The organism is Kordia algicida OT-1, assembly GCF_000154725.1.
In the GTDB taxonomy this organism is placed as follows: domain Bacteria; phylum Bacteroidota; class Bacteroidia; order Flavobacteriales; family Flavobacteriaceae; genus Kordia; species Kordia algicida.
This window is the reverse complement of the sequence record NZ_DS544873.1, coordinates 3,319,443-3,344,308: the sequence shown is the minus strand read 5'-3', so window position 1 is coordinate 3,344,308 and position 24,866 is coordinate 3,319,443. Positions and strand designations below refer to the sequence as shown.

Annotated in this window: 21 protein-coding genes; 9 read left to right on the top strand and 12 right to left on the bottom strand. The window is 35.0% G+C overall.

Going from position 1 to position 24,866, the window contains the following annotated elements:
• Positions 1–26: 26 nt before the first annotated feature.
• On the bottom strand, positions 27–3,368 hold the full coding sequence (mfd, locus tag KAOT1_RS14350) for a transcription-repair coupling factor (RefSeq protein ID WP_040559578.1): 3,342 nt from the start codon (positions 3,366–3,368) through the stop codon (positions 27–29).
• A gap of 120 nt (positions 3,369–3,488) precedes the next feature.
• Between mfd and KAOT1_RS14345 the strand changes: the two genes are divergently transcribed.
• Positions 3,489–3,920, top strand: a complete 432-nt coding sequence (locus KAOT1_RS14345) for a tellurite resistance TerB family protein (protein ID WP_007095564.1) — start codon at positions 3,489–3,491, stop codon at positions 3,918–3,920.
• Positions 3,921–3,979: 59 nt separating this feature from the next.
• On the opposite strand, the gene KAOT1_RS14340 is transcribed toward KAOT1_RS14345, so the two are convergent.
• The 6 genes from KAOT1_RS14340 to fbp form a co-directional block, all read right to left on the bottom strand.
• Positions 3,980–4,771, bottom strand: a complete 792-nt coding sequence (locus tag KAOT1_RS14340; protein ID WP_007095563.1) for a hypothetical protein — start codon at positions 4,769–4,771, stop codon at positions 3,980–3,982.
• 43 nt (positions 4,772–4,814) lie between these two features.
• Entirely contained in the window at positions 4,815–6,347 is a 1,533-nt protein-coding gene (locus KAOT1_RS14335) for an ATP-binding response regulator (RefSeq protein WP_007095562.1), read from the bottom strand.
• 5 nt (positions 6,348–6,352) lie between these two features.
• On the bottom strand, positions 6,353–6,844 hold the full coding sequence (locus KAOT1_RS14330; protein WP_007095561.1) for a Rab family GTPase: 492 nt from the start codon (positions 6,842–6,844) through the stop codon (positions 6,353–6,355).
• Positions 6,831–7,664: a hypothetical protein gene (locus tag KAOT1_RS14325; protein ID WP_007095560.1), complete on the bottom strand. Its 834-nt coding sequence runs from the start codon at positions 7,662–7,664 to the stop codon at positions 6,831–6,833. The genes KAOT1_RS14330 and KAOT1_RS14325 overlap by 14 nt, the downstream gene beginning before the upstream one ends.
• A gap of 28 nt (positions 7,665–7,692) precedes the next feature.
• Positions 7,693–8,061 carry a hypothetical protein gene (locus KAOT1_RS14320; RefSeq protein ID WP_007095559.1) on the bottom strand — a complete coding sequence of 123 codons (369 nt, stop codon included), beginning with the start codon at positions 8,059–8,061 and terminating at the stop codon, positions 7,693–7,695.
• A 69-nt stretch (positions 8,062–8,130) separates the two neighbouring features.
• Positions 8,131–9,135 carry a class 1 fructose-bisphosphatase gene (gene fbp, locus KAOT1_RS14315; RefSeq protein ID WP_007095558.1) on the bottom strand — a complete coding sequence of 335 codons (1,005 nt, stop codon included), beginning with the start codon at positions 9,133–9,135 and terminating at the stop codon, positions 8,131–8,133.
• A gap of 114 nt (positions 9,136–9,249) precedes the next feature.
• On the opposite strand from fbp, the gene KAOT1_RS14310 reads away from it, so the two are divergent.
• From KAOT1_RS14310 to KAOT1_RS14290, 5 genes are all read left to right on the top strand, one after another.
• On the top strand, positions 9,250–9,756 hold the full coding sequence (locus KAOT1_RS14310) for a GNAT family N-acetyltransferase (protein WP_007095557.1): 507 nt from the start codon (positions 9,250–9,252) through the stop codon (positions 9,754–9,756).
• A 171-nt stretch (positions 9,757–9,927) separates the two neighbouring features.
• Positions 9,928–11,178, top strand: a complete 1,251-nt coding sequence (locus KAOT1_RS14305) for an aspartate kinase (protein ID WP_007095556.1) — start codon at positions 9,928–9,930, stop codon at positions 11,176–11,178.
• A 55-nt stretch (positions 11,179–11,233) separates the two neighbouring features.
• A complete protein-coding gene (locus KAOT1_RS14300) occupies positions 11,234–13,039 on the top strand; it encodes a GNAT family N-acyltransferase (protein WP_007095555.1) in 1,806 nt (601 codons plus the stop codon).
• A 332-nt stretch (positions 13,040–13,371) separates the two neighbouring features.
• On the top strand, positions 13,372–14,133 hold the full coding sequence (locus KAOT1_RS14295) for an exodeoxyribonuclease III (RefSeq protein WP_007095554.1): 762 nt from the start codon (positions 13,372–13,374) through the stop codon (positions 14,131–14,133).
• 233 nt (positions 14,134–14,366) lie between these two features.
• Positions 14,367–15,401 (top strand): NADP(H)-dependent aldo-keto reductase, encoded by a 1,035-nt coding sequence (locus KAOT1_RS14290; RefSeq protein ID WP_007095553.1) that lies wholly within the window; start codon positions 14,367–14,369, stop codon positions 15,399–15,401.
• Positions 15,402–15,657: 256 nt separating this feature from the next.
• On the opposite strand, the gene radA is transcribed toward KAOT1_RS14290, so the two are convergent.
• From radA to panC, 5 genes are read right to left on the bottom strand one after another with little or no spacing between them, the layout of a single operon-like run.
• Positions 15,658–17,016: a DNA repair protein RadA gene (gene radA / locus KAOT1_RS14285; RefSeq protein ID WP_007095551.1), complete on the bottom strand. Its 1,359-nt coding sequence runs from the start codon at positions 17,014–17,016 to the stop codon at positions 15,658–15,660.
• A 6-nt stretch (positions 17,017–17,022) separates the two neighbouring features.
• Positions 17,023–18,171: an alpha/beta hydrolase gene (locus KAOT1_RS14280; RefSeq protein ID WP_040559576.1), complete on the bottom strand. Its 1,149-nt coding sequence runs from the start codon at positions 18,169–18,171 to the stop codon at positions 17,023–17,025.
• 38 nt (positions 18,172–18,209) lie between these two features.
• Positions 18,210–19,166: a lysylphosphatidylglycerol synthase transmembrane domain-containing protein gene (locus KAOT1_RS14275; RefSeq protein ID WP_238528707.1), complete on the bottom strand. Its 957-nt coding sequence runs from the start codon at positions 19,164–19,166 to the stop codon at positions 18,210–18,212.
• On the bottom strand, positions 19,167–19,517 hold the full coding sequence (gene panD / locus KAOT1_RS14270; RefSeq protein WP_007095548.1) for an aspartate 1-decarboxylase: 351 nt from the start codon (positions 19,515–19,517) through the stop codon (positions 19,167–19,169).
• Positions 19,518–19,544: 27 nt separating this feature from the next.
• On the bottom strand, positions 19,545–20,393 hold the full coding sequence (gene panC, locus KAOT1_RS14265) for a pantoate--beta-alanine ligase (RefSeq protein ID WP_007095547.1): 849 nt from the start codon (positions 20,391–20,393) through the stop codon (positions 19,545–19,547).
• 105 nt (positions 20,394–20,498) lie between these two features.
• On the opposite strand from panC, the gene KAOT1_RS14260 reads away from it, so the two are divergent.
• From KAOT1_RS14260 to glmS, 3 genes are read left to right on the top strand one after another with little or no spacing between them, the layout of a single operon-like run.
• Complete coding sequence (locus KAOT1_RS14260) at positions 20,499–21,308, top strand: glycogen/starch synthase (protein WP_040560096.1); 810 nt, start codon at positions 20,499–20,501, stop codon at positions 21,306–21,308.
• Between the two features lie 18 nt (positions 21,309–21,326).
• On the top strand, positions 21,327–22,961 hold the full coding sequence (locus KAOT1_RS14255; protein ID WP_007095545.1) for a DUF4270 domain-containing protein: 1,635 nt from the start codon (positions 21,327–21,329) through the stop codon (positions 22,959–22,961).
• Between the two features lie 21 nt (positions 22,962–22,982).
• Complete coding sequence (glmS, locus tag KAOT1_RS14250; protein ID WP_007095544.1) at positions 22,983–24,830, top strand: glutamine--fructose-6-phosphate transaminase (isomerizing); 1,848 nt, start codon at positions 22,983–22,985, stop codon at positions 24,828–24,830.
• Positions 24,831–24,866 lie beyond the last annotated feature (36 nt).

Genomic DNA, 24,866 nt, shown 5'->3' with positions numbered 1-24,866 from the left:
CTATCCAATAATTAAGCCAAAACAATTTATATAATTTTTTCTAATACGTTCAATGCTTTTTTTACAGAAGTAATTTGTTCAAAAGTAAGCAATAAGCGCAAACCATTTCGGGTTTGTTTTTCTTTCATTTTGCAAACTCTTGGGTTTTGCTGTACAAACTGTAATACTTTAGTAAAGTTTGGACTTTGGTAAAAATCTGATTGCTGATCGGAAATAAAATACCCAACCAATTTTCCTTTTTTCATAATGATTTTTTCCAAACCTAACTTTGTCGCCAACCATTTAATACGTACTGAATCTAGTAAGTCGACAGCAGGTTCTGGCAACGGTCCAAAACGGTCTACAAGCTCATTTTCATAGGTTTGTAAATCTTCTTCCGTTTTCAATTCACTCAGTTTATTATACAATACCAAACGTTCTGAAACCGTGTTAATATACGCATCTGGAAACAGCAATTCAAAATCAGTATCAATTTGTGTTTCCTTCAAAAATACTTTTTCCTTCTTGCTTTCCTGTTCTTCATACAATTCTTTAAACTCGTTTTCCTTGAGTTCTTCAATGGTTTCATTGAGGATTTTTTGGTACGTATCAAAACCAATTTCGTTGATAAATCCGCTTTGTTCGCCACCTAATAAATCTCCCGCACCGCGAATTTCCAAATCTTTCATCGCAATATTAAATCCGCTTCCAAGCGTAGAAAACTGTACCAAAGCATTAATTCGTTTTCGGGCATCTTGTGTCATTACAGAATCTGGCGGCGTAATGAAATAGCAAAATGCTTTCTTATTGCTTCGTCCTACACGTCCGCGCATTTGGTGCAAATCACTCAATCCGAAATTATTAGCATTATTAATAAAAATGGTATTCGCATTCGGAACGTCCAAACCACTTTCAATAATTGTCGTAGAAACCAACACATCAAATTCGCCATTCATAAACGCCAACATGAGTTTTTCGAGTTTCTTTCCTTCCATTTGTCCGTGACCGATTCCAATTTTGGCATCTGGTACCAAACGCTGAATCATTCCTGCAACTTCTTTGATATTTTCAATACGATTGTGAATAAAAAACACTTGTCCGCCACGCTGAATTTCATAACTCACTGCATCACGAATGGTTTCTTCCTGAAAACGAATAACGTGTGTTTCTATAGGATAACGATTTGGTGGCGGCGTTGTAATCACTGATAAATCGCGGGCAGCCATCAAGCTAAATTGCAATGTACGCGGAATTGGAGTTGCAGTCAACGTGAGCGTATCTACATTTTCTTTGATGGTTTTGAGTTTATCTTTTACGGCAACGCCAAATTTTTGTTCTTCGTCAACAATTAAGAGCCCTAAATCTTTAAATTTTACCGCTTTATTTACGAGTTGATGCGTTCCAATCACAATATCAACACTTCCATCTTCCAAACCTTTTAAAACTTCATTTCGCTGTTTGGTACTTCGAAAACGGTTTAAATAATCAATCGTAATCGGCATTTCTTTTAAGCGTTCGCTAAAGGTTTTAAAATGCTGAAACGCCAAAATAGTCGTCGGCACTAAAATAGCAACTTGTTTTCCGTTATCTACAGCTTTAAATGCCGCACGAATGGCAACTTCTGTTTTTCCGAAACCAACATCGCCACATACCAATCTGTCCATTGGTCGTTCGCTTTCCATATCGGCTTTTACATCTTGTGTTGCTTTCGATTGATCTGGCGTATCTTCATAAATAAAAGAAGCTTCTAGTTCGTGTTGTAAATGTGTATCAGGTCCGTATTGAATTCCTTTTTGCATGCGTCGTTTGGCGTACAATTCAATCAAATTATACGCAATATGTTTTACGCGTGCTTTGGTTTTTTGCTTGAGTTTTTTCCAAGCGCCAGAACCTAATTTGTATATTTTTGGTGCTTTTCCATCTTTACCATTAAATTTTGAAATTTTGTGTAATGAGTGAATGCTCAAATACAAAATATCGCGTTCGCCGTAAATTAGTTTGATAGCTTCTTGCTTTTTTCCTTCGACATCTATCTTTTTTAAACCACCAAATTTTCCAATTCCATGATCGATATGTGTTACATAATCGCCGACTTCTAAATTGGTCAATTCTTTTAGCGTAATGGCTTGTTTTTTGGCGTATCCGTTTTTTAGATGAAACTTGTGATAACGTTCAAAAATTTGGTGATCGGTGTAACAAATTATCTTCTGATCGTGATCGGCAAAACCTTGGTAGAGTGGAAGCACAACGGTTTCATAATGTACTTTTTCTTGAACATCATTAAAAATATCACTCAAACGTTTGGCTTGTTGCTCGCTTACACACGTAATGTAATTGGTATAACCTTTTTCGTGGTTTTTGTCTAAATCTTCAATCAGTAAATCAAATTGGCGATTGAAAGATGGTTGTGGTGTGGTATTAAATCCGATAAAAGAATCTGCTTTCAACAACGGATTTGGTGTCAATTCTACAATCGTATAGTCTAAAAATTGACGTTGTAAAAGTGCTTTGGTGCAGAATAATTCTTCTGGCGTATTGTGCTTGATGTCTTCAGACAATTCTGCGAAAGCATCATTTGCTTTGCTAAATAATTTATCAATTCGCCCAAAGAGTAACTCGGTATTTTTCGCAAAAACGATCGTTTTCCCTGGAATGTATTTTAGAAAACTTTCTCGTGATTCTTGCAACGCTTTATTTTCTACATTTGGAATGATGCTAATTTTTTTCACCTTTTCGGTAGAAAGTTGCGTTTCCACATCAAACGTTCGTAAACTATCTACTTCTTCACCAAAAAATTCAATTCGGTAGGGTTCGTCATTTGAGAATGAATAGACATCGACAATTCCACCACGAACCGAGAATTCGCCAGGTTCTGTGACAAAATCTACGCGATTGAAGTTGTATTCAAACAAGGTTTCGTTTACAAAATCGATAGAAAGTTTATCGTTCAACGAAATTTTGAGTGTATTTTTTTCCAGTTCTTTTCGGGTAACTACTTTTTCAAAAAGCGCATCAGGATAGGTAACAATCAACGAAGGTTTTTTTCGCGAATTGATACGGTTTAGCACTTCCGCGCGAAGCAATACATTGGCATTATCTGTTTCTTCAATTTGGTACGGACGACGATAGCTTCCAGGATAAAAAAGCACATCTTTGTCATTGAGTAAATATTCTAAGTCGTTTAAGTAATATGCGGCTTCTTCTTTATCATTCAAAATAAAAAGAAAAGGCATGTCACTTTGCTTGTAGGTTTCTGAAATGACAAACGATAAACTTGATCCTGTAAGACCTTTTGCGTGTACTTTTTCTTGATTTTTGGCAATAGCTTGCCCCAATTTCCTGAGTTCAGGAGATTGTGAAAAATGTTGCGAGATTTTAGATATACTCACGGCTGAAAAAATTTAGATACAAATATACTATGCAGACATTATAATCTGTAGAAAATCAGGCTAAAATTTTGCATAAAAAGACGATAGATTATTTATATTTGCAGTACTAAAAATTAAGAAATGTCTATATCAGATTTATATTCAAGTGGATTTCGCGAAAGAAATCAAGATCATTTTGCTGCAATTGTTCGTGTGGCAATGAGTGATGGTGTTATTACAGATGAGGAGAAAGCATTTTTAGACAGAATGGCTAGAAATTTAGATATCTCTGAAAGTGATTATAAAGAAATTTTAAAAGATTACAAATCGCATCCTGTAAATCCGCCAACAATGTACAATGAACGTTTGGATCGTTTGTATGATTTGACACGTATGGTATATGCAGATCACGATTTAGGACCAAAGCAAACAGTTATGTTAGAGCGTTTGGGAATTGGTTTAGGATTTTCTCCAGAAAACGTAGCGTATGTGGTACACAAAGCATTAATGTTGGTAAGCAAAGGTGTAGATTCTGAAGATTTTAAAGATGAAATTAAAAATATGAATCGTTAGTAAATAACGAGTTGTTAATATTGAAAACCGAGTTATTGCTTGGTTTTTTTTTGTACTATTTATTCGGATTGAATTCTGTGTATTACTTCCTGAATTCCTTCTGTAGTATAGCTACAACCGGCACACGTTTGTACCATTCCGTTTTTGTTGGCAACAAAATTCATCATTTTTTCTTCTTGCTTTGTCAATGATATTCCTGCTTTTTTTAATTGTAGCAAGCCTTCAAATGCGTAGAGTTGTTTTTCTGTATTGGTCGCAGTTAACCAATTTCGTATTTTAGTTTTATTGCCTTTTTTTACCCATGCTTTCATTTTGGTTTTTTCAATCGGATCAATTCCAACAATACTACATTTTTCACCATAAATATAACGAAGTTCAAAAAGTTCTTTTTCGTTAAGATTCGTCTGAAAGATATTTTTAAAATCGTGTTGAAATTCTCGGTACGCGGTATAATTTTTATAGTGTGCAATGATATCGTAATATGGTTCCCAATTGCCACCAATTCTTTTATTTAGTTTTTTAGATAACTCGTAAAAGATTATGTTTTGTTGGTATGTAAGCAATCGAACTCTATAAGTCGTAACCGAGGCAATACTTGGGTTCTTTGGATCTGTTTCATATTTTTCAAAGACAAATATACCTTCTTGCGTATGGTGTGTAATGTCGCGTAGCATAAATGTATATATACGCGGACTGCTTTCATTAAGGAGTTCGTTTTTATAGAAATTTTCAAATTCAGAAAAATTTTTACGGTCTAAAATTTCTTTGATTTTCGTTGAAAATTGGGCAAAACAAGCGTTTATTCCAAAGGAAAAGAGAAGAATGAGTGCAAATATTTTTTTCACAGACATGTGTAAAACGGATTCTGTGTAAAAAAACGAATTGAACGCTATTTTATTTCAAATGTTTATAAATCTTCTTCAACAATGTTTTTTCATCAAAAGGTTTTTCAATGATATCATTCATGCCCATTTTTTTGTAACGTTTTTTGTCGTCATCGTATAAATTGGCCGTTAATGCTAAGATTGGAATGGTTTTGCAGTTTTGTACTGGAAGCGATCGAATCATTTTTGTTAACTCGTCTCCAGGTGTTCCAGGCATGCGAATGTCCATCAAAATCAAGTCGTATTCATTGTGAATCATACTTTCAATAACGTCTTCACCATTACTGATAATATCTAGGAAGAAATGCCCTTCTTGCGCCAAAATTTTTAGTACTGCCATTTGCGCGAGTTCAGAATCTTCCGCAAGTAAAATATTGTATTTTTCTTTTGATAAAAAGTTTTTGTTTTCAACATCAGACTTCTTTTCTAAAGATGTATTTTTTTGATTGATTGGATATTTGAAATTAATATTCATCTTGAAAGTTGAACCTACTTTTTCTTCACTTTCTACAGTAATTTTTCCATCCATTAAGTCTACCAATCCTTTTACGATAGATAAGCCAAGTCCTGTGCCTGAATATTTTTGAGAATTGTTAAGTTGGGTAAAACTATTGAAAATAATGTCTAACTTTTCAGGCGGAATTCCGATTCCTGTATCTTTTACGCTGATGTTTAGGTTTACTTTTCGTGCTCTGCGTTGATTTTCGTGAATAGAGAGTGTTACTTTTCCTGTTGAGGTAAATTTGAAAGCATTTTCAATCAGGTTTTCAAAAATCTGTTTGATACGTGTTTTGTCGCTTTCAATGTATTTTGGAATTTTCTCGTCGAAATCAACTTCAAATTCGATGTTTTTTTGCTTTGCTTTTACACTATAGGTAAATTCTAGCATTTCCACCAGCTCATGAAAGTTGAATAATTCTTCTTCAATAGTAAGTTTTCCAACTTCAATTTTCGACATTTCTAAGATGTCGCCAATCATATTTTTCAAATGATCTGCAGAAGATTTAATAACCTCTACATAATCTTGTTGTTCTGTCGTCATACTCGTTTTCTCCAAAACAGAACAAAACGCCGTCACGCCAGTTAACGGATTGCGTAATTCATGACTAAAATTTGCAATAAAGGTATTTTTAAAATCTTCTTTTTCTTTAAGATATTTGTTTTTGAGTTCAAGAATTTGCGAATTAATCACCGATTCATTTCTGCTTTGCGCAACTTCCTGATAATATTTATAATGATCGGAAAAGTCGTGAATAATGATGAGTGTCGGTTGATTTTTAGCGAAGGTTTTAAATTCGATATCGCAAGTATATTCTTTCTGATCGCTACTTTCTAGATGTACACAAGTAAATTTAATATCGTTATCTTCTTGAACATCAAAATAGCTAGAAAGTCCTTCAAAAAATGGACTTACCACACTTATATCATCGCCTTTTTTAAGTGAAAATAAAACATTATCACTTTCCAATACATTTCCAGATTCGTCTATGGTTATAAACTGAGTTCTTGGATGAAAATAAGTTCCTCTATATGTTTCTAGCATAGTAATTATTTCACGAGTTCTTTAGCTAAGGTAATAAACAAATCGTCTACTTTATCGCCTGTTTTAGCACTTGTAAAAAAGTCTGGTGCAACTCCAAAAGTATCTTTGTTTTCTTTTAAATAGCTTTTCGTAACTAAGTCTGCTTTGTTACCAACTACTTTTAAAGGTGTGTTGGCATATTGATTGGTTAAGTAAGTAATATCGTTTTCTAGGTTTTCAAAAGTTGCAGGGCGTGTTACATCAAACACATAAATAAAGCCGTGCGTTCCTAATAAATAAGAAGCTCTTGTTTTTTTGATATCATCATATCCTTCCAAATCCCAAATAATGAGTGAAATCTTTTCTTCAGGAGCAAGTTCCACTTCTTTTTTTAAGATGTGAACTCCAATAGTTACTTTGTAATCGTTTGTAAATGTGTTTTCAACAAACTGTCGAATCAACGAAGACTTTCCAACACCAAAGTGCCCAAGTAAGATTATTTTTTTAGAGGTTTTCATTCGTACTAAAGTAGAATTCTAATTCGTTAGTAATATCTGCTTCTTTAATTTCACTTAAATCATTAAATAAATTTAAGAAGTTCTCGGTAAAATTAAAGATTATATCTTGTAATTTGTTCTTAAATATAAGATTATATTCCCCAGAAATAGCAACTGCCACGTAAAAAGATACAAAGCTCTGAATATGAATATGATACAATTCGTACTCGATCAATTCTAAATTTTGACTCTTTTCATTAAAAGCATCTTCCACAAAACTTTTAATGGCAGTAAGCATTCCAGAAATCATATCCTTATCAATTGTTTCTGTTGTGGCATATTGCCCGATAAGCATGCCCGAATTTTTTTCAATGACCAAAACTTGCTCTACTTTTGAAATAGATCGCAACTCACTCAACAATAATTCTTCCTCTTTTACGCCGCCAAACCACGATTTAAATTTTCGTTTCCAGCTATTTGCCGAGAAACTATCTTCCAATTGTTTGTTGATACGTTCGGTAAGCAAGCTAATTTCCTGCGCAATATATTTTTTAATCATTTTCCCCATAATTGGGTACAATGCTTCTACCACTTGATCTTTAGAGTTTTTAATTTGTTCTGCAAGTGCTTCGGTAATGGTAGGTCCGAGGGTTTCGGGAATTTGTTCTGTAAATTCTTCAAGCTTTTCATCAATAATAGGATTTACCTTTTTTGAAAGCTTTTGTTGCTTGTGTACTAAGTCTTCAAGCGCCTTAATTTTAGTGTGTATCGATTCTGCATACGCACGATCATCCGTGAGTAATAAATCTTTTAATAACGCTAATTTATCAGCTTCCGTCATAAATACACATAAGAATGTATGGTAGGTGTTACTCTTTTCCTATTTTTTCGCCAAGACTTACTAATAATTGTCCCAACTGTCTGCGATCTACTTTTTTCTCGTCTAAATCGTCTAGTTTATTTTCAATATTAGTTTCCAGTTCTGTGATACGAATATTTAAGTCTGTACTAAGATTGTCAATATTTTGAATCAGTTCAGAGCGAACTTCTTCAATCAAGTTTTCCAGCGCCTTCTTTTTGGCAAGAATGTCATTTTTGATATTGTCAAATTCAGAATTATATTCTTGGATATTTTCCCCAAAAATTAAATTCTTTATCGCTTCAATCTTCGTAGACGGATCAGAGATATTTGGATTTGCTTGTTCAGCATCGTTGGTACTTTTACCTTTTGTTGCCATGTAGAAGTATTTTATTATTCTAGGATTGTTACACAAATGTAACAATTTTTGACAAAGTTAGTACTTTTCCTATGCGTTCTTCATAAACTCCTTGGCTTTTTCAACCATTTTACGACTTCCGCAGAAAATTGGAACACGTTGGTGTAGTTCTGTTGGCTTAATATCCATAATGCGCTGAAAACCATCTGTAGCCAATCCGTTTGCTTGTTCTGCTAAAAATGCCATTGGATTGCATTCGTATAACAAACGCAGTTTTCCGTTTGGTGCTTTGGCAGTTTGTGGGTAAATATAAATTCCGCCTTTAATTAAGTTTCGGTGAAAATCTGAAACCAACGAACCAATATAACGCGAAGTATACGGTCGGTCTTCTTCGTCTTCCTGACAATATTTAATATAATTTTTTACGCCTTGTGGAAAGTGCGCATAATTCCCTTCATTAATGGAGTAAATATGTCCCGTTTCTGGAAATTGCATATTGGGATGCGATAAATAAAATGTTCCAATAGCAGGATTCAGTGTAAAGCCATTCACGCCATGTCCTGTGGTGTAGACGAGCATGGTAGATGTTCCATAAATTACATAACCTGCGGCAACTTGTGCATCTCCTTTTTGCAGAAAATCTTCAATGGTTACAGGCGTTCCTACAGGCGTAATTCTTCGGTACACAGAAAAAATAGTTCCTACAGAAACATTTACATCAATATTTGAAGAACCATCTAGTGGATCCATCAAAACCACATATTTATTCTGATTGTTCTCGTCAATACTATTAATAGCAATAAAATCATCATTTTCTTCAGAACCAATTCCGCAAACAATATTTCTATTCGTTAAAGTTTGAATAAACTTGTCATTTGCATACACGTCCAGCTTTTGCTGATCTTCTCCTTGTATATTTGTTTCGCCAGCAGCACCAATAATATCAACCAATCCAGCTTTATTTACTTCGTGATTTACAACTTTTGCTGCCAATCGGATAGAATTAATTAATCGTGAAAGCTCTCCAGAAGAATATTTAAACTCTGATTGGTTTTCAATAATAAATTCTCCTAAGGTTTGATTTTGTTTCGCCATTTTGTTCTAGGTTGTTTCTCAGATCACAAATATCGATAATTTTGTAAAACTATAACGTTTTCGTAAAAATTATAATTTTTACCTTGTTACCTTTGTGTAAATATTTAAAAGTTTATGAAGTATACCATCCGAAAAGCCGTTTCTTCAGATGTAGAAGATATTTTTCGTCTCATTACTGAATTGGCAATTTTTGAAAAAGAGCCAGAAGCTGTCATTATTACACCTGAAACATTACGAAAAGATGGTTTTGGAGCTATTCCAAAATTCCATTGTTTTATTGCAGAAACTACAGAAGATACTGAGTCGAGTTCAGCACAAGAAGTATTAGGAATTGCATTGGTATACATGCGTTATTCTACTTGGAAAGGCGAATTTTTGCATTTGGAAGATTTAATCGTAAGCGAAAAAGCACGAGGAAAAGGAATTGGTGGCGATTTGCTAGCGGAAGTTATCAAATACGGAAACGAACTTGGCGTAAAACGTATTGGTTGGGAAGTGTTGGATTGGAATACACCAGCAATTGAATTTTACGAACATATTGGTGCTGATGTAAAACGTGATTGGCATGTGGTGCAACTAGATGAAGCAGGAATTGAGAAGTATCTTTCGCATAGGAGTTGACATTTTTTGAAACGTCTTTGTGAGGAGGTATGACGAAGCAAACCCATACTTCAAAACGCAATTGCGTACTATGACAATAAGATTGCCACGGCTTTGCCTCGCAAAGACGAACTTAAAAAAACATAGAAAATAGATTCCCAATTTTGCGGGAACAACAAAATAAATTTTGTAATGAAAATATTCAAATTTGGTGGAGCGTCTGTAAAAGATGCCAATGGTGTAAAAAATCTTGTAAGCGTATTGCAAGATGTCGGATACAACGATACACTCATTGTGATTTCTGCGATGGGAAAAACAACCAACGCTATTGAAGTCGTTATCAAAAATTACTTTGATGAAAGTCCAGAATTGCAAGCTTCTATTCAGGAAATTGCCAAATATCATAATGAAATTTTATTGGAATTATTTCCAAACGAAAACCATCCGATTTTTGCCAAAGTCAAAGCTTTTTTTGAAGAAATGAAAGGCTTTTTAGGTAGAAACAAATCGCCAGATTATAATTATGTATACGATCAATTGGTTTCCTTCGGGGAATTGATTTCCACAACCATTGTCAGTGCATATCTCAATAGTATTTCTCTTGAAAATACTTGGCTTGATGTGCGCGAAATGATAAAAACAGACACCAATTACCGTGATGCAAAAGTACATTGGGAATTGACCCAGAAAAACATCAAACAAAAAGTAAATAGAAACAAACTTCACATTACGCAAGGTTTTATAGGAAGTGACCCTAACAATTTTACCACAACATTAGGTAGAGAAGGTTCTGATTATACCGCCGCAATTTTTGCGTATTGTTTAAATGCCGAAAGTGTGACTATTTGGAAAGATGTTCCAGGGGTTCTCAATGCAGATCCGCGTTATTTTGAAAATGCACAATTGTTACATAATATTTCCTATCGTGAAGCTATCGAGTTAGCATTTTACGGTGCTTCGGTCATTCACCCAAAAACATTACAGCCTTTGCAACGAAAGGAAATTCCGTTATATGTAAAATCGTTTCTCAATCCTAAAAAAGATGGAACTGCGGTTGCAAAAGGTTCCGGAATTACACCAAATATTCCGTGTTTTATCGTCAAAAAAAATCAAGTATTAATCTCGTTATCTTCTTTAGATTTTTCATTCATCGTAGAAGAAAACATCAGCGAAATCTTCAAATTACTACACGATTGCAAGATGAAAGTAGATGTCATTCAGAATTCTGCCATTAGTTTTTCGGTTTGTGTAGACAATAAGTTCAACAATTTAGAAAAATTGCTAAACACTTTGCGTTCAAAATTTAAAGTAACACATTACGAAAATGTATCGTTGTATACCATCCGACACTTTACAGAATCAGCGATTGAAGGTTTACAAAAAGAAAAAGAAATCTTGCTAGAACAACGCGCAGAACAAACGATCCAGTTAGTTGTGAAATAAATCATACAAATTAAGGTTGTTTTCCTATATTTGTAATTCGCCTTAAAGTTAATATATGGGATTGGTAACTGCAAAAGAAGTTGCAAAAGCGATCAAATTAGATAAGTATGGCTTTATCGGAACTTTCATTAGTTGGGTTTTGATGAAAGTGTTGCGCATATCTGATGTGAACAAAATTTATGACAAACACAAACACCTCGATGATTTAGAATTTCTAAATGCATTGTTGGATGAATTTCAGATTAAATTTGAAATTCCAGAGGAAGATTTAAAACGTCTCCCTAAAGATGGCGCATATATTACCATTTCCAATCATCCACTTGGCGGAATCGATGGAATTTTATTGCTCAAACTTATGATAGAGCAACGTCCAGATTACAAGATTATCGCCAACTTTTTACTCCACAGAATCAATCCGTTAAAACCCTATGTAATGCCTGTGAATCCTTTTGAAGATCACAAAGGCGCAAAATCAAGCATTGCAGGTTTCAAACAATCCATCATGCATTTACGCGAAGGAAAACCACTCGGAATCTTTCCAGCAGGAGAAGTATCAACCTATAAAGACGGAAAATTAATTGTAGACAAACCTTGGGAAGAAGCTGCTATGAAATTGGTGCAAAAGGCAAAAGTTCCTGTTGTTCCTATTTACTTTCATGCAAAAAACAGTCGAATATTCTATCGTTTATCACGAATCAGCGATACGTTCAGAACCGCAAAACTACCTTCTGAACTACTCACACAAAAAAATAGAGTCATTAAAGTGCGTATCGGAAAGCCAATTTCTGTAAAAGCACAAGACGAACACGACAATTTAGCCGATTTTACTGAGTTTTTACGTAAAAAAACATACATGTTGTCCAATACGTATGAAAAACAAAACCTACTCAGTAAAGTTCCTACATCTTTAAAACTACCGAAGCAACCTAAAAAAATCATTACGCCAGTTTCTGCGGAAGTCATTCAGCAAGAAGTTGAAGGTTTATCCAAAAAACACCATTTACTCACGAGTAAAAACTATCAAGTATTTCTAACAGAAGCTTCTGAAATTCCAAATGTATTACGCGAAATTGGTAGACTGCGTGAAATTACGTTTCGTGAAATTGGAGAAGGAACGAATCAGGCGATTGATTTAGATAAATTTGACCATTACTATCATCACATGTTTCTGTGGGATAATGAAGCAAAACGCTTGGTTGGTGCGTACAGAATGGGACTTGGAAATCAAATCTATGCAAACTACGGAATTAATGGTTTCTATTTGCAAGACTTGTTTCGTTTTGAGCCAGAATTGCATAAAATGATGAGTGAATCCATCGAAATGGGTAGAGCGTTTATCATTGGCGAATATCAGCAAAAACCGATGCCATTATTCTTGCTTTGGAAAGGAATTGTACATACAACTTTACGTCATCCAGAACATAAATATCTTATTGGCGGTGTCAGTATCAGTAATCAATTTTCAAACTTCTCAAAATCGTTGATGATTGAGTTTATGAAATCGCATTACTACGATCCGTATATTGCACAGTACATTCACCCGAAAAAAGAATTCAAAGTCAAGCTAAAAGACGCTGACAAAGATTTTATTTTTGATGAAACGGCTTCCGATTTAAACAAATTTGATAAAATCATTGACGAACTCGAACCAGGAAGTTTACGTTTGCCCGTGCTTATCAAAAAATACGTAAAGCAAAATGCAAAAGTAATCGCGTTCAATGTCGATCCTTTATTCAACAATGCTGTTGATGGTTTAATGTACATTCGCATTGCCGATCTTCCTGAAAGTACGGTAAAACCTGTGATGGAAGAATTTCAAGCAGAACTAGAACGAAGACTCAACAACAACGAAGAAGAATAAAAGCAACGGTTATTTTCGTATAAATCTTTTTTTGAAAATCCAAGGGTAAAGTTTCTTTTCCGCAGTATAACAGGAGTTTTTCGTTAAAAATTTTTGAAGCCTTGGAAAAAATTTAGAAAAACTCATGTGGTTTTAGTTTTCCCCAAAAAGGAAAACTAAAAATACCTCTGGAAAAGCGCCATTTCTTTTGTTTCTTTTCTTTGGGCGAGCAAAGAAAACGAAAATTAGAAATAAAAAATGAGATATCTAATGTAAAGCGGATTCGATATTTCTTAAATTAGAATTTAAAAAACTAAACGGAACTAGGGTTTGTTAGAAAAATTAAAAAATAAATGAAAATAATATCATATAACGTAAACGGAATTCGTGCCGCTATCAGAAAAGGATTCCTTGAGTGGCTACAACAAGCCAATCCAGACGTACTGTGTATTCAAGAAACCAAAGCTCAAAAAGAACAACTCGATTTAGAAGCTTTTGAACAAGCGGGTTACAAATACAATTATTGGTACAGCGCACAAAAAAAAGGCTACAGTGGCGTGGCAATTCTCTGCAAAGAAGAACCGAACAATGTTGTGTATGGTACAGGAATTGAAACCATGGATTTTGAAGGTCGTAACTTGCGTGTAGATTATGACAACATCTCCATTATGAGTATGTATTTACCATCAGGAACGAACGACGCGCGGCTCAATTTCAAGTTTCAATATATGGACGAAATCAAGGAATATTTGGCAAATCTGCGCAAAGAAATTCCAAACTTAGTCGTGTGTGGCGATTACAATATTTGTCATGAAGAAATAGACATTCACAATCCAAAAATGAAAGGTGTTTCAGGATTTTTGCCAGAAGAACGCGCCTGGATTGGAAGCTTTATCGACAGCGGTTTTATTGACTCATTTCGTCATCTAAACAAAGAACCACACCATTACAGTTGGTGGAGTTATCGTGCCAATGCGCGTGCAAACAACAAAGGTTGGCGCATTGATTACAATATGGTTGGTAAAGCTTTAAAGGACAACATTACCAGAGCGACTATTTTGCCAGAAGCCAAACATTCTGACCATTGTCCAATTTTGGTAGAAATCGACATATAATTTGTCATTTCTGCAAAGGCAGGAATCCAAAAAAAGATTGAAGTTGAAAGTATAAGTAATTCTTGGGCATTTCCTTCGACAAATCGAAGGTCAGGCTTTCACTACTCGCTTTTTTAAAACTGTCATTCCTGCGAAGGCAGGAAGCCACTTTTAAAAAGAGCTCAAACAAACCGTTCAATCCTTAATGCAATATCAAATAAAAGCTAAAGATTAAAAAACCGAAAAAGAAAAAAATGAAATACTCAAAAATCCCACATACAGATATAGAAGTCAGTAAAATTTGTTTAGGAACCATGACTTGGGGAAATCAAAACACTGAAGCCGAAGGACACGAGCAAATGGATTATGCATTGGAGCAAGGTGTTAACTTTTTTGATACTGCCGAATTATATCCTGTGCCAGCAACTGCAGAAACCTATGCAGAAACCGAACGAATTATCGGAACTTGGTTCAAAAAATCTGGAAACAGAGACAAAATTGTTTTGGCAAGTAAAATTGCAGGTCCAGGCGATTACACAGCACATATTAGAACCAATGGTTTTAAACCGGAAGCCATCAAAGACGCTGTGGAAAACAGTCTAAAACGACTTCAAACAGATTATATCGATCTTTTTCAATTACATTGGCCAGAACGAAATACCAATACATTCGGACAACGTATTTACGAACATGATCCTAATGATGCTTGGGAATACAACTTTCACGAAAGTTTAGAAACGTTAGATCAACTCATCAAAGAAGGAAAAATTCGTCAAGTAGGAATCTCAAACGAAACACCTTGGGGAACCATGCGCTATTTGGAAGAAGCTAAAAAAGGATTGCCAAGAATGGTAACCATTCAAAACGCATATTCATTATTATGTAGAAGCTTTGATTCAGGATTGTCTGAAATAGCAATGCGCGAAGGAATCGGATTGTTAGCGTATTCTCCGATGGCTTTTGGTGTACTTTCTGGAAAATATCTAGGCGGAAAACAACCAGAAGATGCGCGGTTGACATTATTTCCACGCTTTGCACGTTACAGTGGCGAACAAGCCACAAAAGCCACACAGTTATATGCAGATTTGGCTCAAAAGCACGGATTAAGTTTGGCGCAAATGTCGTTGGCTTTTGTAAATCAACAACCATTTGTTACAGGAAATATTATTGGAGCAACCAAAATGGAGCAACTCAAAGAAAATATTGCCAGTATTGATGTTGAATTATCACAAGAACTATTAGATAGTATCAACGAAATTCACAATAGCATTCCGAATCCGGCACCGTAAATAGATCGCTGGCGCTTTTAGATGTTAGATCGGCTTTGCCTGTTGGATCGCTTTGCTTATCTTCTTAAATTACTCAAAACGTCACTGCGAGAAAGTATGACATGGCAGTCTGTTTGTATCACAACAAAATTGTGTTGCAGAAAAACAGATTGCCACGAATTTTTTCAAATTCTCGCAAAGACGAATCAAAGAAAATTGGTACGTTTCAAATTATCAAATTAACGATTGTTGAAGTAGTCTTTTAATCATTCAACTATTAAAACAAATGACTAACTAAATCTTCAATACGAGAAATAAGTACGATTTTGATTTTGGTGTTTTTTAAAGAAATTTTGTTGTGTTTTGAAGTGAAAAATGTGGTAAATCCTAACTTTTCTGCTTCTAGAATACGCTGATCAATTCGATTGACAGGACGAATTTCGCCAGCCAATCCGATTTCCGCAGCGAAGCAGTTGGTTTTTGAAATTTCCTCATCTTCATTGCTTGATAATATTGCGGCAATTACGGCTAAATCGATCGCAGTATCATCAATGCTGATTCCGCCTGTAATGTTTAAAAAAACATCTTTTGCGGCGAGTTTAAAACCTGCGCGTTTTTCCAAGACTGCCAATAACATGTTTAAACGTTTGGCATTGTAACCTGTGGTGCTTCGTTGTGGAGTTCCATAAACGGCTGTACTTACCAACGCTTGAATCTCAATCATTAAAGGTCGTGCGCCTTCCAACGTTGCTGCAATTGCCGTTCCGCTAAGTTCGTCGGCATTTTTGGAAATTAAGATTTCTGATGGATTGCTAACTTCGCGCAAACCATCTGACAACATTTCATAGATTCCTAATTCGGATGTAGAACCAAAACGGTTTTTCAATGAACGTAAAATTCTATACACATGATTTCGATCGCCTTCAAACTGTAAAACCGTATCTACCATATGTTCCAAAATTTTTGGTCCCGCAATGTTTCCATCTTTCGTAATATGACCAATCAAAAATACAGGAATGCCACTTTCTTTGGCAAATTTTATCAGCTCGGTGGTGCATTCTCGAATTTGCGAAATGCTTCCCGCAGACGATTCTATGTAATCAGAATGCAAGGTTTGAATGGAATCAATTACTAAAATATCAGGTTCAACCTCCGCAATTTGTTTAAAGATATTTTGCGTTTTCGTTTCTGTCAATACCAAACAATTGGAGTTTTTTTGACTGATACGTTCTGCGCGCATTTTGATTTGCTTCTGACTTTCTTCCCCAGAAACATATAAGGTTTTGTACGGTAATTTTAATGAGATTTGGAGTAATAGTGTGCTTTTTCCAATACCAGGTTCGCCACCGAGTAAAATGAGCGATCCAGGCACAATTCCGCCACCAAGCACTCTGTCTAATTCACTGTCTGAAGTTGGCAAACGTTTTTCAGTCTCCGAACTTATTTCGTGAATTAATGTAGGTTTGGAAACACGTGAAACACTTTTTTCCTGTTTTTGCCAATTGGCTTTTACTTCTTTTTGAATGACTTCTTCAACAATGGTATTCCACTGTTTACAAGAAGAACATTGTCCTTGCCATTTTGCAAATTGCGATCCGCAGTTTTGACAGAAAAAGGTCGTTTTTACTTTTGCCATAAATGATTACCAACCGAAGTCTTGTTTGAGTTTGTCTGCTTTGTCAAGCATTAAATCTTTTGTGATAAAATCGATAGAATTCATACTGAATCCATTTTGATACATGCGCAATGCTTTTTTAGGTTTTCCTTCTTTTTCGTGATATTCTCCCATAAAAAAGTGAAATAACGCGGTATCAGGATATTCTTTTTTACCCAGTTTTGCTAAGAGTTTTAAATCTTCAATATTATCAGTTTTTCGCACTGCAGAATAGATTGCCATAAAATCATTGACAGAAACACGTTTTTCAAAACCAAAAAGGTCTTTGATAGTTTGATATTTGTCTGTTAAATAGAGATACGGTGAAGTTTTAAGTGTCACAATTTTTTCCTTGTATTCTTTAACACTAATTGGGCGATACATGGAAAATATTTGACTCATCGCTCGTGGAATTGCTTGAACTGCTAACGAGTTGTGATTGGCTTCCGTAAAATCATCATAGTAATAAAAAATATTTTCATTTTTTAACGCGGAAAGTTGTTCGTTTAAACTTCTGATACGTTTGGCAGCTTTTTTCGTGTCTTCTTCGGCAGTAGCCAAATAGTAGAATTTTTTCGTTTCAAATTCTTCCAAGCGTTTCACGATACGTTCTTCCATCTTTGGCGCAAAATAAGGGCTCAGATTAATGTATGCATCAAATAAAGGAACTTCCTTGAATAAGTAATAATTCGCAAAATTCGCTGTCAAATCATGTCCGATAATCATTTTAAAATTGGCGGTATTGTAATTTTTTTCCACAAACGGAATTAATTCCATTCCGATAAATTCAAAAAATTTGGCGCCTTTTTCTTCTGGTAATCCGCTAGCATCAGCAAAAGCAACATCTTTTTCTCGATCTTCTTTTTCATATTGATTGACGCCTACTACAATGCATTCTGGCATTTCGTCCCAATAGCTGTAATAGCGTGTATTGGCAACCACACTTTCAAAGAGGTAATGTGCGTCTAAAACGACGATGATTGGATAAACTCTGTCTTCAGAATATCCTTCAGGAATATATAATTGAATGTCACGCGTTTCATTCAATTTTTTGGAAGTTAATTTTTCAATTTTGGTTTGTGCATTTACAAAAGAGAAACAAACAAACGCCACAAGTAACATCAGGCACTTTTTCATGATGTAGATAGGTTGGTTTAGAAGTAGCAAGTTAAAGATTATTTTTTGCTATTAAAAATAGGTAAATAAAGAAACGACATTCCGCCCAAAATCATAATCATTAGTGTTTGCGATGCCCACATAATCCAACCGAAAGCAATACTTGGACTGTATGCCACATTGAAAAGTGAAAAAGCACCTGCAACAGCAATTGGATAAAGTCCGACACCGCCATTGGTCGCAGCAATACTGAAGCTTCCTGCAATGAAAGCGATTAAAATAGCGCCCGCAGGAACTTGTCCGTGTAATTCTTCTACCGAAAATATGGTAACGTAAAACATTAAAATGTACATGCTCCATATAAAGAGTGTGTGAAAAATAAATCCCCATTTATTTTTCATTCGTAAAATGCTCGTTGCGCCTTCATAAATGCCAAGAATGAAATTTTTGATTTTCAGCGCGATGCCTTTTTTTGCTTTTTTGATAAATATGATAAGTAATATTCCACCAACTATCAATCCTGCAAGAAGTACTATTATTTTTGTGGGATTGAAGTTTTTAGTGAGCAAATCCCAAATAAAATCAAACTGAATGCATAGTGTTATTGCTATTACGAACAGCATGACGATTAAATCGGCAACACGTTCGGCAACAATGGTTCCAAATCCTTTTTCAAACGGAACACCTTCGTAATTGGTGAGTGTCAACGCGCGCAAAGCTTCTCCAGAACGTGGAATTCCTAAGTTTGCTAAATAGGCAATAAAAACTGCCATAACACTGTTGGGATATTTTGGCTTGTAACCCATAGGCTCTAGCATGTATTGCCAGCGATAGGCTCTAGATAAGTGACTTAAAATTCCGCAGAAAACACCTAAAGTTATCCAAAAGTAGTTCGCTTTTTGAAAATAACTTAAAAGTTCACTAATAGGTGTTATGGATGTGGAGTACCAAACTAAAAAAACTCCCAGAAAAAGTGGGAGTACAATTTTTAGTATTTTAGGTACGGATATTTTCAATTATGTAAGTGTGTTATCAGCTTCGTTAGGAAATACAAGTGAAGGCTTAAATTGTTTTGCTTCTTCAATATCCATCCATGTGTATGTAATTAAGATAAGGATATCATCTTTGGCAACTCTACGAGCAGCTGCGCCGTTTAGCGTGATTTCTCCACTTCCTCTTGGTCCTGGAATTGCGTAGGTTTCAAGGCGTTCTCCATTGTTGTTGTTTACAATTTGAACCCGTTCTCCTTGTACAATATTGGCGGCATCCATAAGGTCTTCATCAATAGTGATACTTCCAATATAGTTTAAATCAGCTCCTGTGACTTTTACTCTATGTATTTTTGATTTTACTACGTTTACTTGCATGGGACAAAGTTACTAATTTTAAAGTTTTTAATTCAATGCGATGTTATCAATTAAGCGAATGTTTTCAATAAAGGCAGCAATAAAAATGCGATACGTTTGGTTTTTGGATTTTCGTTTGACTGTTTTTAAGTTTTTAATATTGGCAATTTCCACGTATTCCAATGTTAGTAACGGATGTTTATTGAACTGTTTCTGAACCCATTCCTTTACTTGCATAGCACTTTTTGTGCCAAACTTTTTCTTTGCTTCTAAAAGTGTTTTGTAAATAAACGCACTTTCTTTTCTTGCGTTTTCAGACAAGCGTTGATTTCGGGAACTCATGGCTAATCCAGAAGGTTCTCTGTAAATTTCGCAACCAATTACATTAACAGGGAGTTTATATTTAGAGGCTAGTTTTTTAATAATCATTAATTGCTGAAAATCTTTTTCTCCAAAATAAGCATTGTGCGGAGTTATAATTTCAAAAAGGCGTTTTACGATAGTTCCGACACCATCAAAATGTCCTTTTCTAAACTTTCCTTCCATCTCAAATTCTAGTCCGTCAAAGCTGAATTTCTCTGCATTTACGTCTGAATTATAGATATCTGCCACACTTGGAGCGTATACAAAGATATTTTTTCCTAAAGTTTTTAATAATTCTACATCAGCGTCTAAAGTGCGTGGATATTTCTCCAAATCCGTAGCATTATCAAACTGAGTAGGATTAACGAAAACGCTTACAAATACAATATCATTGCTAGTCATAGCGTTTCTTACAAGCGATAAATGTCCTTCGTGCAATGCGCCCATTGTAGGAACAAACCCGATGGTTTTTCCTTCTGATTTTTGGGCTTCAACGAAGGTTTTTAGGTTGTTTTGAGTATAGAATATGGTCATTTTAGAAAAAATTAACAGCTTGCAAACTTAATATATTACTGTTAATCTGCATAATTTTTGTAATTTTGCATGTTTTACGCTGAATTATTAAAGGAAAAGTATTTTATGAATAATAAAAGAGTCTTATACGTTTCATCTGAGGTAGTACCTTATTTGCCAGAAACTGAAATTTCGTCAATGTCGTTTGAAGCACCGAAAATGGTAAATAGTAAAGGTGGGCAAATTAGGATATTTATGCCACGTTTTGGAAACATCAATGAGCGAAGACATCAATTGCACGAAGTAATTCGTTTGTCGGGGATGAACTTAGTAATCAATGACATGGATATGCCATTAATTATCAAGGTAGCTTCTATACCAAAAGAAAGAATACAGGTATACTTTATTGATAATGAAGAATATTTTAAACGTAAAGCTACGTTTACAGATGAAGAAGGTAATTTATTTCCAGATAATGACGAGCGCGCTATTTTCTTTGCTAAAGGTGTGATTGAAACTGTTAAAAAATTAAATTGGGCACCAGACATCATTCACGTTCATGGTTGGATGGCTTCTTTACTGCCTTTATACTTACGCAAATATTACAAAGACGAACCATTGTTTACAGATAGCAAAATTGTTACTTCTGTATATAAGCAAGAATTTGATGGAACTTTAGATAAAGAAATGCTAAACAAAATTAAATTTGACAATATTGGGGAAGGCAACGTAGAAATACTAGCTGAACCAAACTACTCTAACCTTCTAAAAGTTGCTGTGGATCATTCGGATGCCGTGGTAATTGCATCTGAGGAAATACCTGCTGATGTTCAAGAATATCTCACCGGTCTTGAAAAACCTGTTCTTGAATATAAAAACAGAGAGGAATTTGCTGATGCATACACAGATTTTTACAATACAAAAGTTTTAAATTAAGGTTAACAGATTACACTTATGAACACATTTAGAAAGACACTCACAGGTGGCTTAGTAGTGCTTTTAGTAGCAGTAGGCTTTGTTGCTTGTGATGATGAATTTAGTACGGTTGGAGATGAAATTATTGAAAACAATAATTTTACAACAAACTTGTTTGCAGATACAGAAATTGTTGCATACAACCAACGATTAAATCCTGTGCAAACAAATGGATTGCCAGTATATCAACTTGGAAAAAATGTTGATCCTGTGTACGGAACAACATTTGCAAGTCTTACGGTACAAGCGAGCTTAATTTCAGGAACAGAAGATCCTGAGTTTGGAGACAAGTCGCAAGCAGAAGAAGATGAGGATTTAACAGATTTTGAAGAAGACGAAACAGTAACAGAAGTATACTTAAACATTCCGTTTTTTAGCTCTAGTTCTGTAAATGACGACGGAGAAACAGAAGTAGTTGTGGATTCTCTCTACGGAAATACGGAGGCAGAATTTACACTAAGTGTAAAAGAGCTTACATACTTTTTAAGAGCGATTGACGAAAACGGAGATCCACAAGCATATTTTTCAGATGAAGATTACTCAACTTTTGTTGGACAAACCTTATATGAAGATACGTTTACAATCAATAAAAATCAGGTAGAAGTTATTGAAACAGACATTAACGGAGCAACTGTTTTTGACGAAAATGGAGATCCTGTAATTGCAGAGACCTTATCACCAAGAATTCGCGTAGAACTAGATCCGCAGTTTTTTCAAGATCGAATTATTGACAACGAAGGAAGTATTAAACTTTCTAACAATAACATATTTAGAGCAGAAGACTTATTTAGAGGATTGCACATTACGGCAGATGATGCAGAAGCTTTAATGTTGTTAGATTTTCAAAATGCAAACATTGAAATCAACTATATCTACCAAAAAGTAAATACACAAGGAAATACCGATCCTGATGATGACCAAGTAGAGCCTGAAAAAGCTTCTTTCAGTTTAAGTTTATCTTCAGCAAACATTATCAATACATTTTCTACTCCATCATTCGATCAAGATGTAACGTCCAATACAAATCTATTCTTAAAAGGTGGAGAAGGTGCTATGTCAATCATTGAACTTTTCGGACCTGACACAGACAACAATGGTGTTGCAGATCAATTAGAAGAAATAAGAGAAAACGGATGGATTATCAACGATGCCAACTTGGTATTTTATGTAAATAATGATATTCAGGTTGATGCAGCAGAAGATCCACAACGTATCTATCTATACAATATGAGAGACAATACACCTTTGGAAGATTATATTGTCGATCAAACTGTAAATTCATCATCGCCAAGCTTATCAAAAGCTGTTCATGGAGGAATTTTAGAATTGGATGAAGACGATAAGCCGTTGCGATATAAAATTAGATTAACAGAACATATCAATAACGTTATACGTAAAGATTCAACCAATGTTACACTTGGATTAGTAGCTTCTTCCGACATACGTGTTGTAACCAGCGGACAATTACAAACAGGAACTTCAGAAAAGGAGTTTGTTCCCACTGTTTCCAATATGAATCCGTTTGGAACCGTACTGCACGGAAGTACTCCAGCCTCACCTGAAGACAAAAGGTTAAAGTTGGAAATATTTTATTCAATCCCAGAAAGTAATTAATATAACAATTAAGAAAAAATTATGTGCGGAATCGTAGGTTATATAGGTCACAGAGAAGCATATCCTGTGGTGCTAAAAGGTTTAAAAAGACTTGAGTACAGAGGATATGATAGTGCAGGTGTTGCTATATACGATGGTAAAAACATCAAACTATCCAAAACAAAAGGAAAGGTTGTCGATTTAGAAAATCGTGTCAAAGACGAAATCACAATTGACGGATCTTTAGCAATTGGTCACACGCGTTGGGCAACTCACGGAGAGCCGAATGACGTAAACTCACACCCTCATTACTCAAATTCAGGTGAATTGGTAATCATTCACAACGGAATCATTGAAAATTATGAGCCATTAAAGCTAGAATTAATCAATAGAGGTTATACATTTCATTCAGATACTGATACGGAAGTATTGGTAAACTTGATTGAAGACGTAAAGAAAAACGAAGATGTAAAACTTGGAAAAGCAGTTCAGATTGCTTTAAATCAAGTTGTTGGAGCTTACGCAATTGCTGTGTTTGATAAAAACAAACCCGACGAAATTGTAGTGGCGCGTTTAGGAAGTCCGCTTGTAATTGGTGTGGGTGAAGAAGAATTTTTTATTGCTTCTGATGCGTCTCCTTTTATAGAATACACAAACAATGCTATTTACTTGGAAGATGAAGAAATGGCAATTGTACGCAGAGGTAAAAAAGTTAAAGTTCGTAAAATAAAAGACGACTCTTTAGTTGATCCGTACGTGCAAGAATTACAATTAAACCTTGAGCAGATTGAAAAAGGTGGTTACGACCACTTTATGTTGAAAGAAATATACGAACAGCCAAGAGCAATTTTGGACACGTTCAGAGGAAGAATGTTATCTAATGAAGGCATCATTAGAATGGCTGGTGTTGATGATAATATTGAAAAATTCTTAAACGCAAACAGAATTCTTATAGTAGCTTGTGGTACATCATGGCACGCAGGTTTGGTGGCAGAATACGTATTTGAAAACCTAACAAGAATTCCTGTTGAGGTTGAATATGCTTCTGAATTCAGATACAGAAATCCTGTTATCACGGAAAATGATGTAGTCATTGCAATTTCTCAATCGGGAGAAACGGCAGATACTTTAGCGGCAATCAAATTGGCTAAAAGCAAAGGTGCTTTTGTATTTGGTGTTTGTAATGTAGTAGGATCTTCTATTTCGAGAGAAACCGATGCTGGAGCGTATACGCATGCTGGTCCAGAAATCGGAGTTGCTTCTACCAAAGCATTTACAACACAAATCACGGTGTTAACCTTAATCGCTTTGAAATTAGCACAGAAAAAAGGAACTGTATCTACATCAGAGTTCCATACATACTTATCAGAAATGGATGCAATTCCTGCAAAAGTTGAAAAAACATTAAAATCTGATAATCACGTAAAAACAATCTCTAACATTTACAAAGATGCAACAAACTTCCTATACTTAGGTCGTGGTTACAACTTCCCAGTAGCGTTAGAAGGTGCATTAAAGCTGAAAGAGATTTCATACATTCATGCAGAAGGATATCCAGCAGCAGAAATGAAGCATGGACCAATTGCATTAATCGATGAGCAAATGCCAGTAGTTGTTATTGCAACGCGTAAAGGACACTACGATAAAGTGGTAAGTAACATTCAAGAAATAAAATCTCGAAAAGGAAAAATCATTGCAGTTGTAATGCAAGGTGACAAAACCATCAAGAAAATTGCTGATTACGTAATTGAAATTCCTGAGACATTAGAGTTGCTAACTCCTTTATTAACAACAATTCCGCTACAATTATTGTCATATTATATTGCAGTAATGCGCGATTGTAATGTAGATCAGCCTAGAAACTTGGCAAAATCGGTAACAGTAGAATAACTTTAAAATATTAACGCTTTTTTTACAGATATCGTA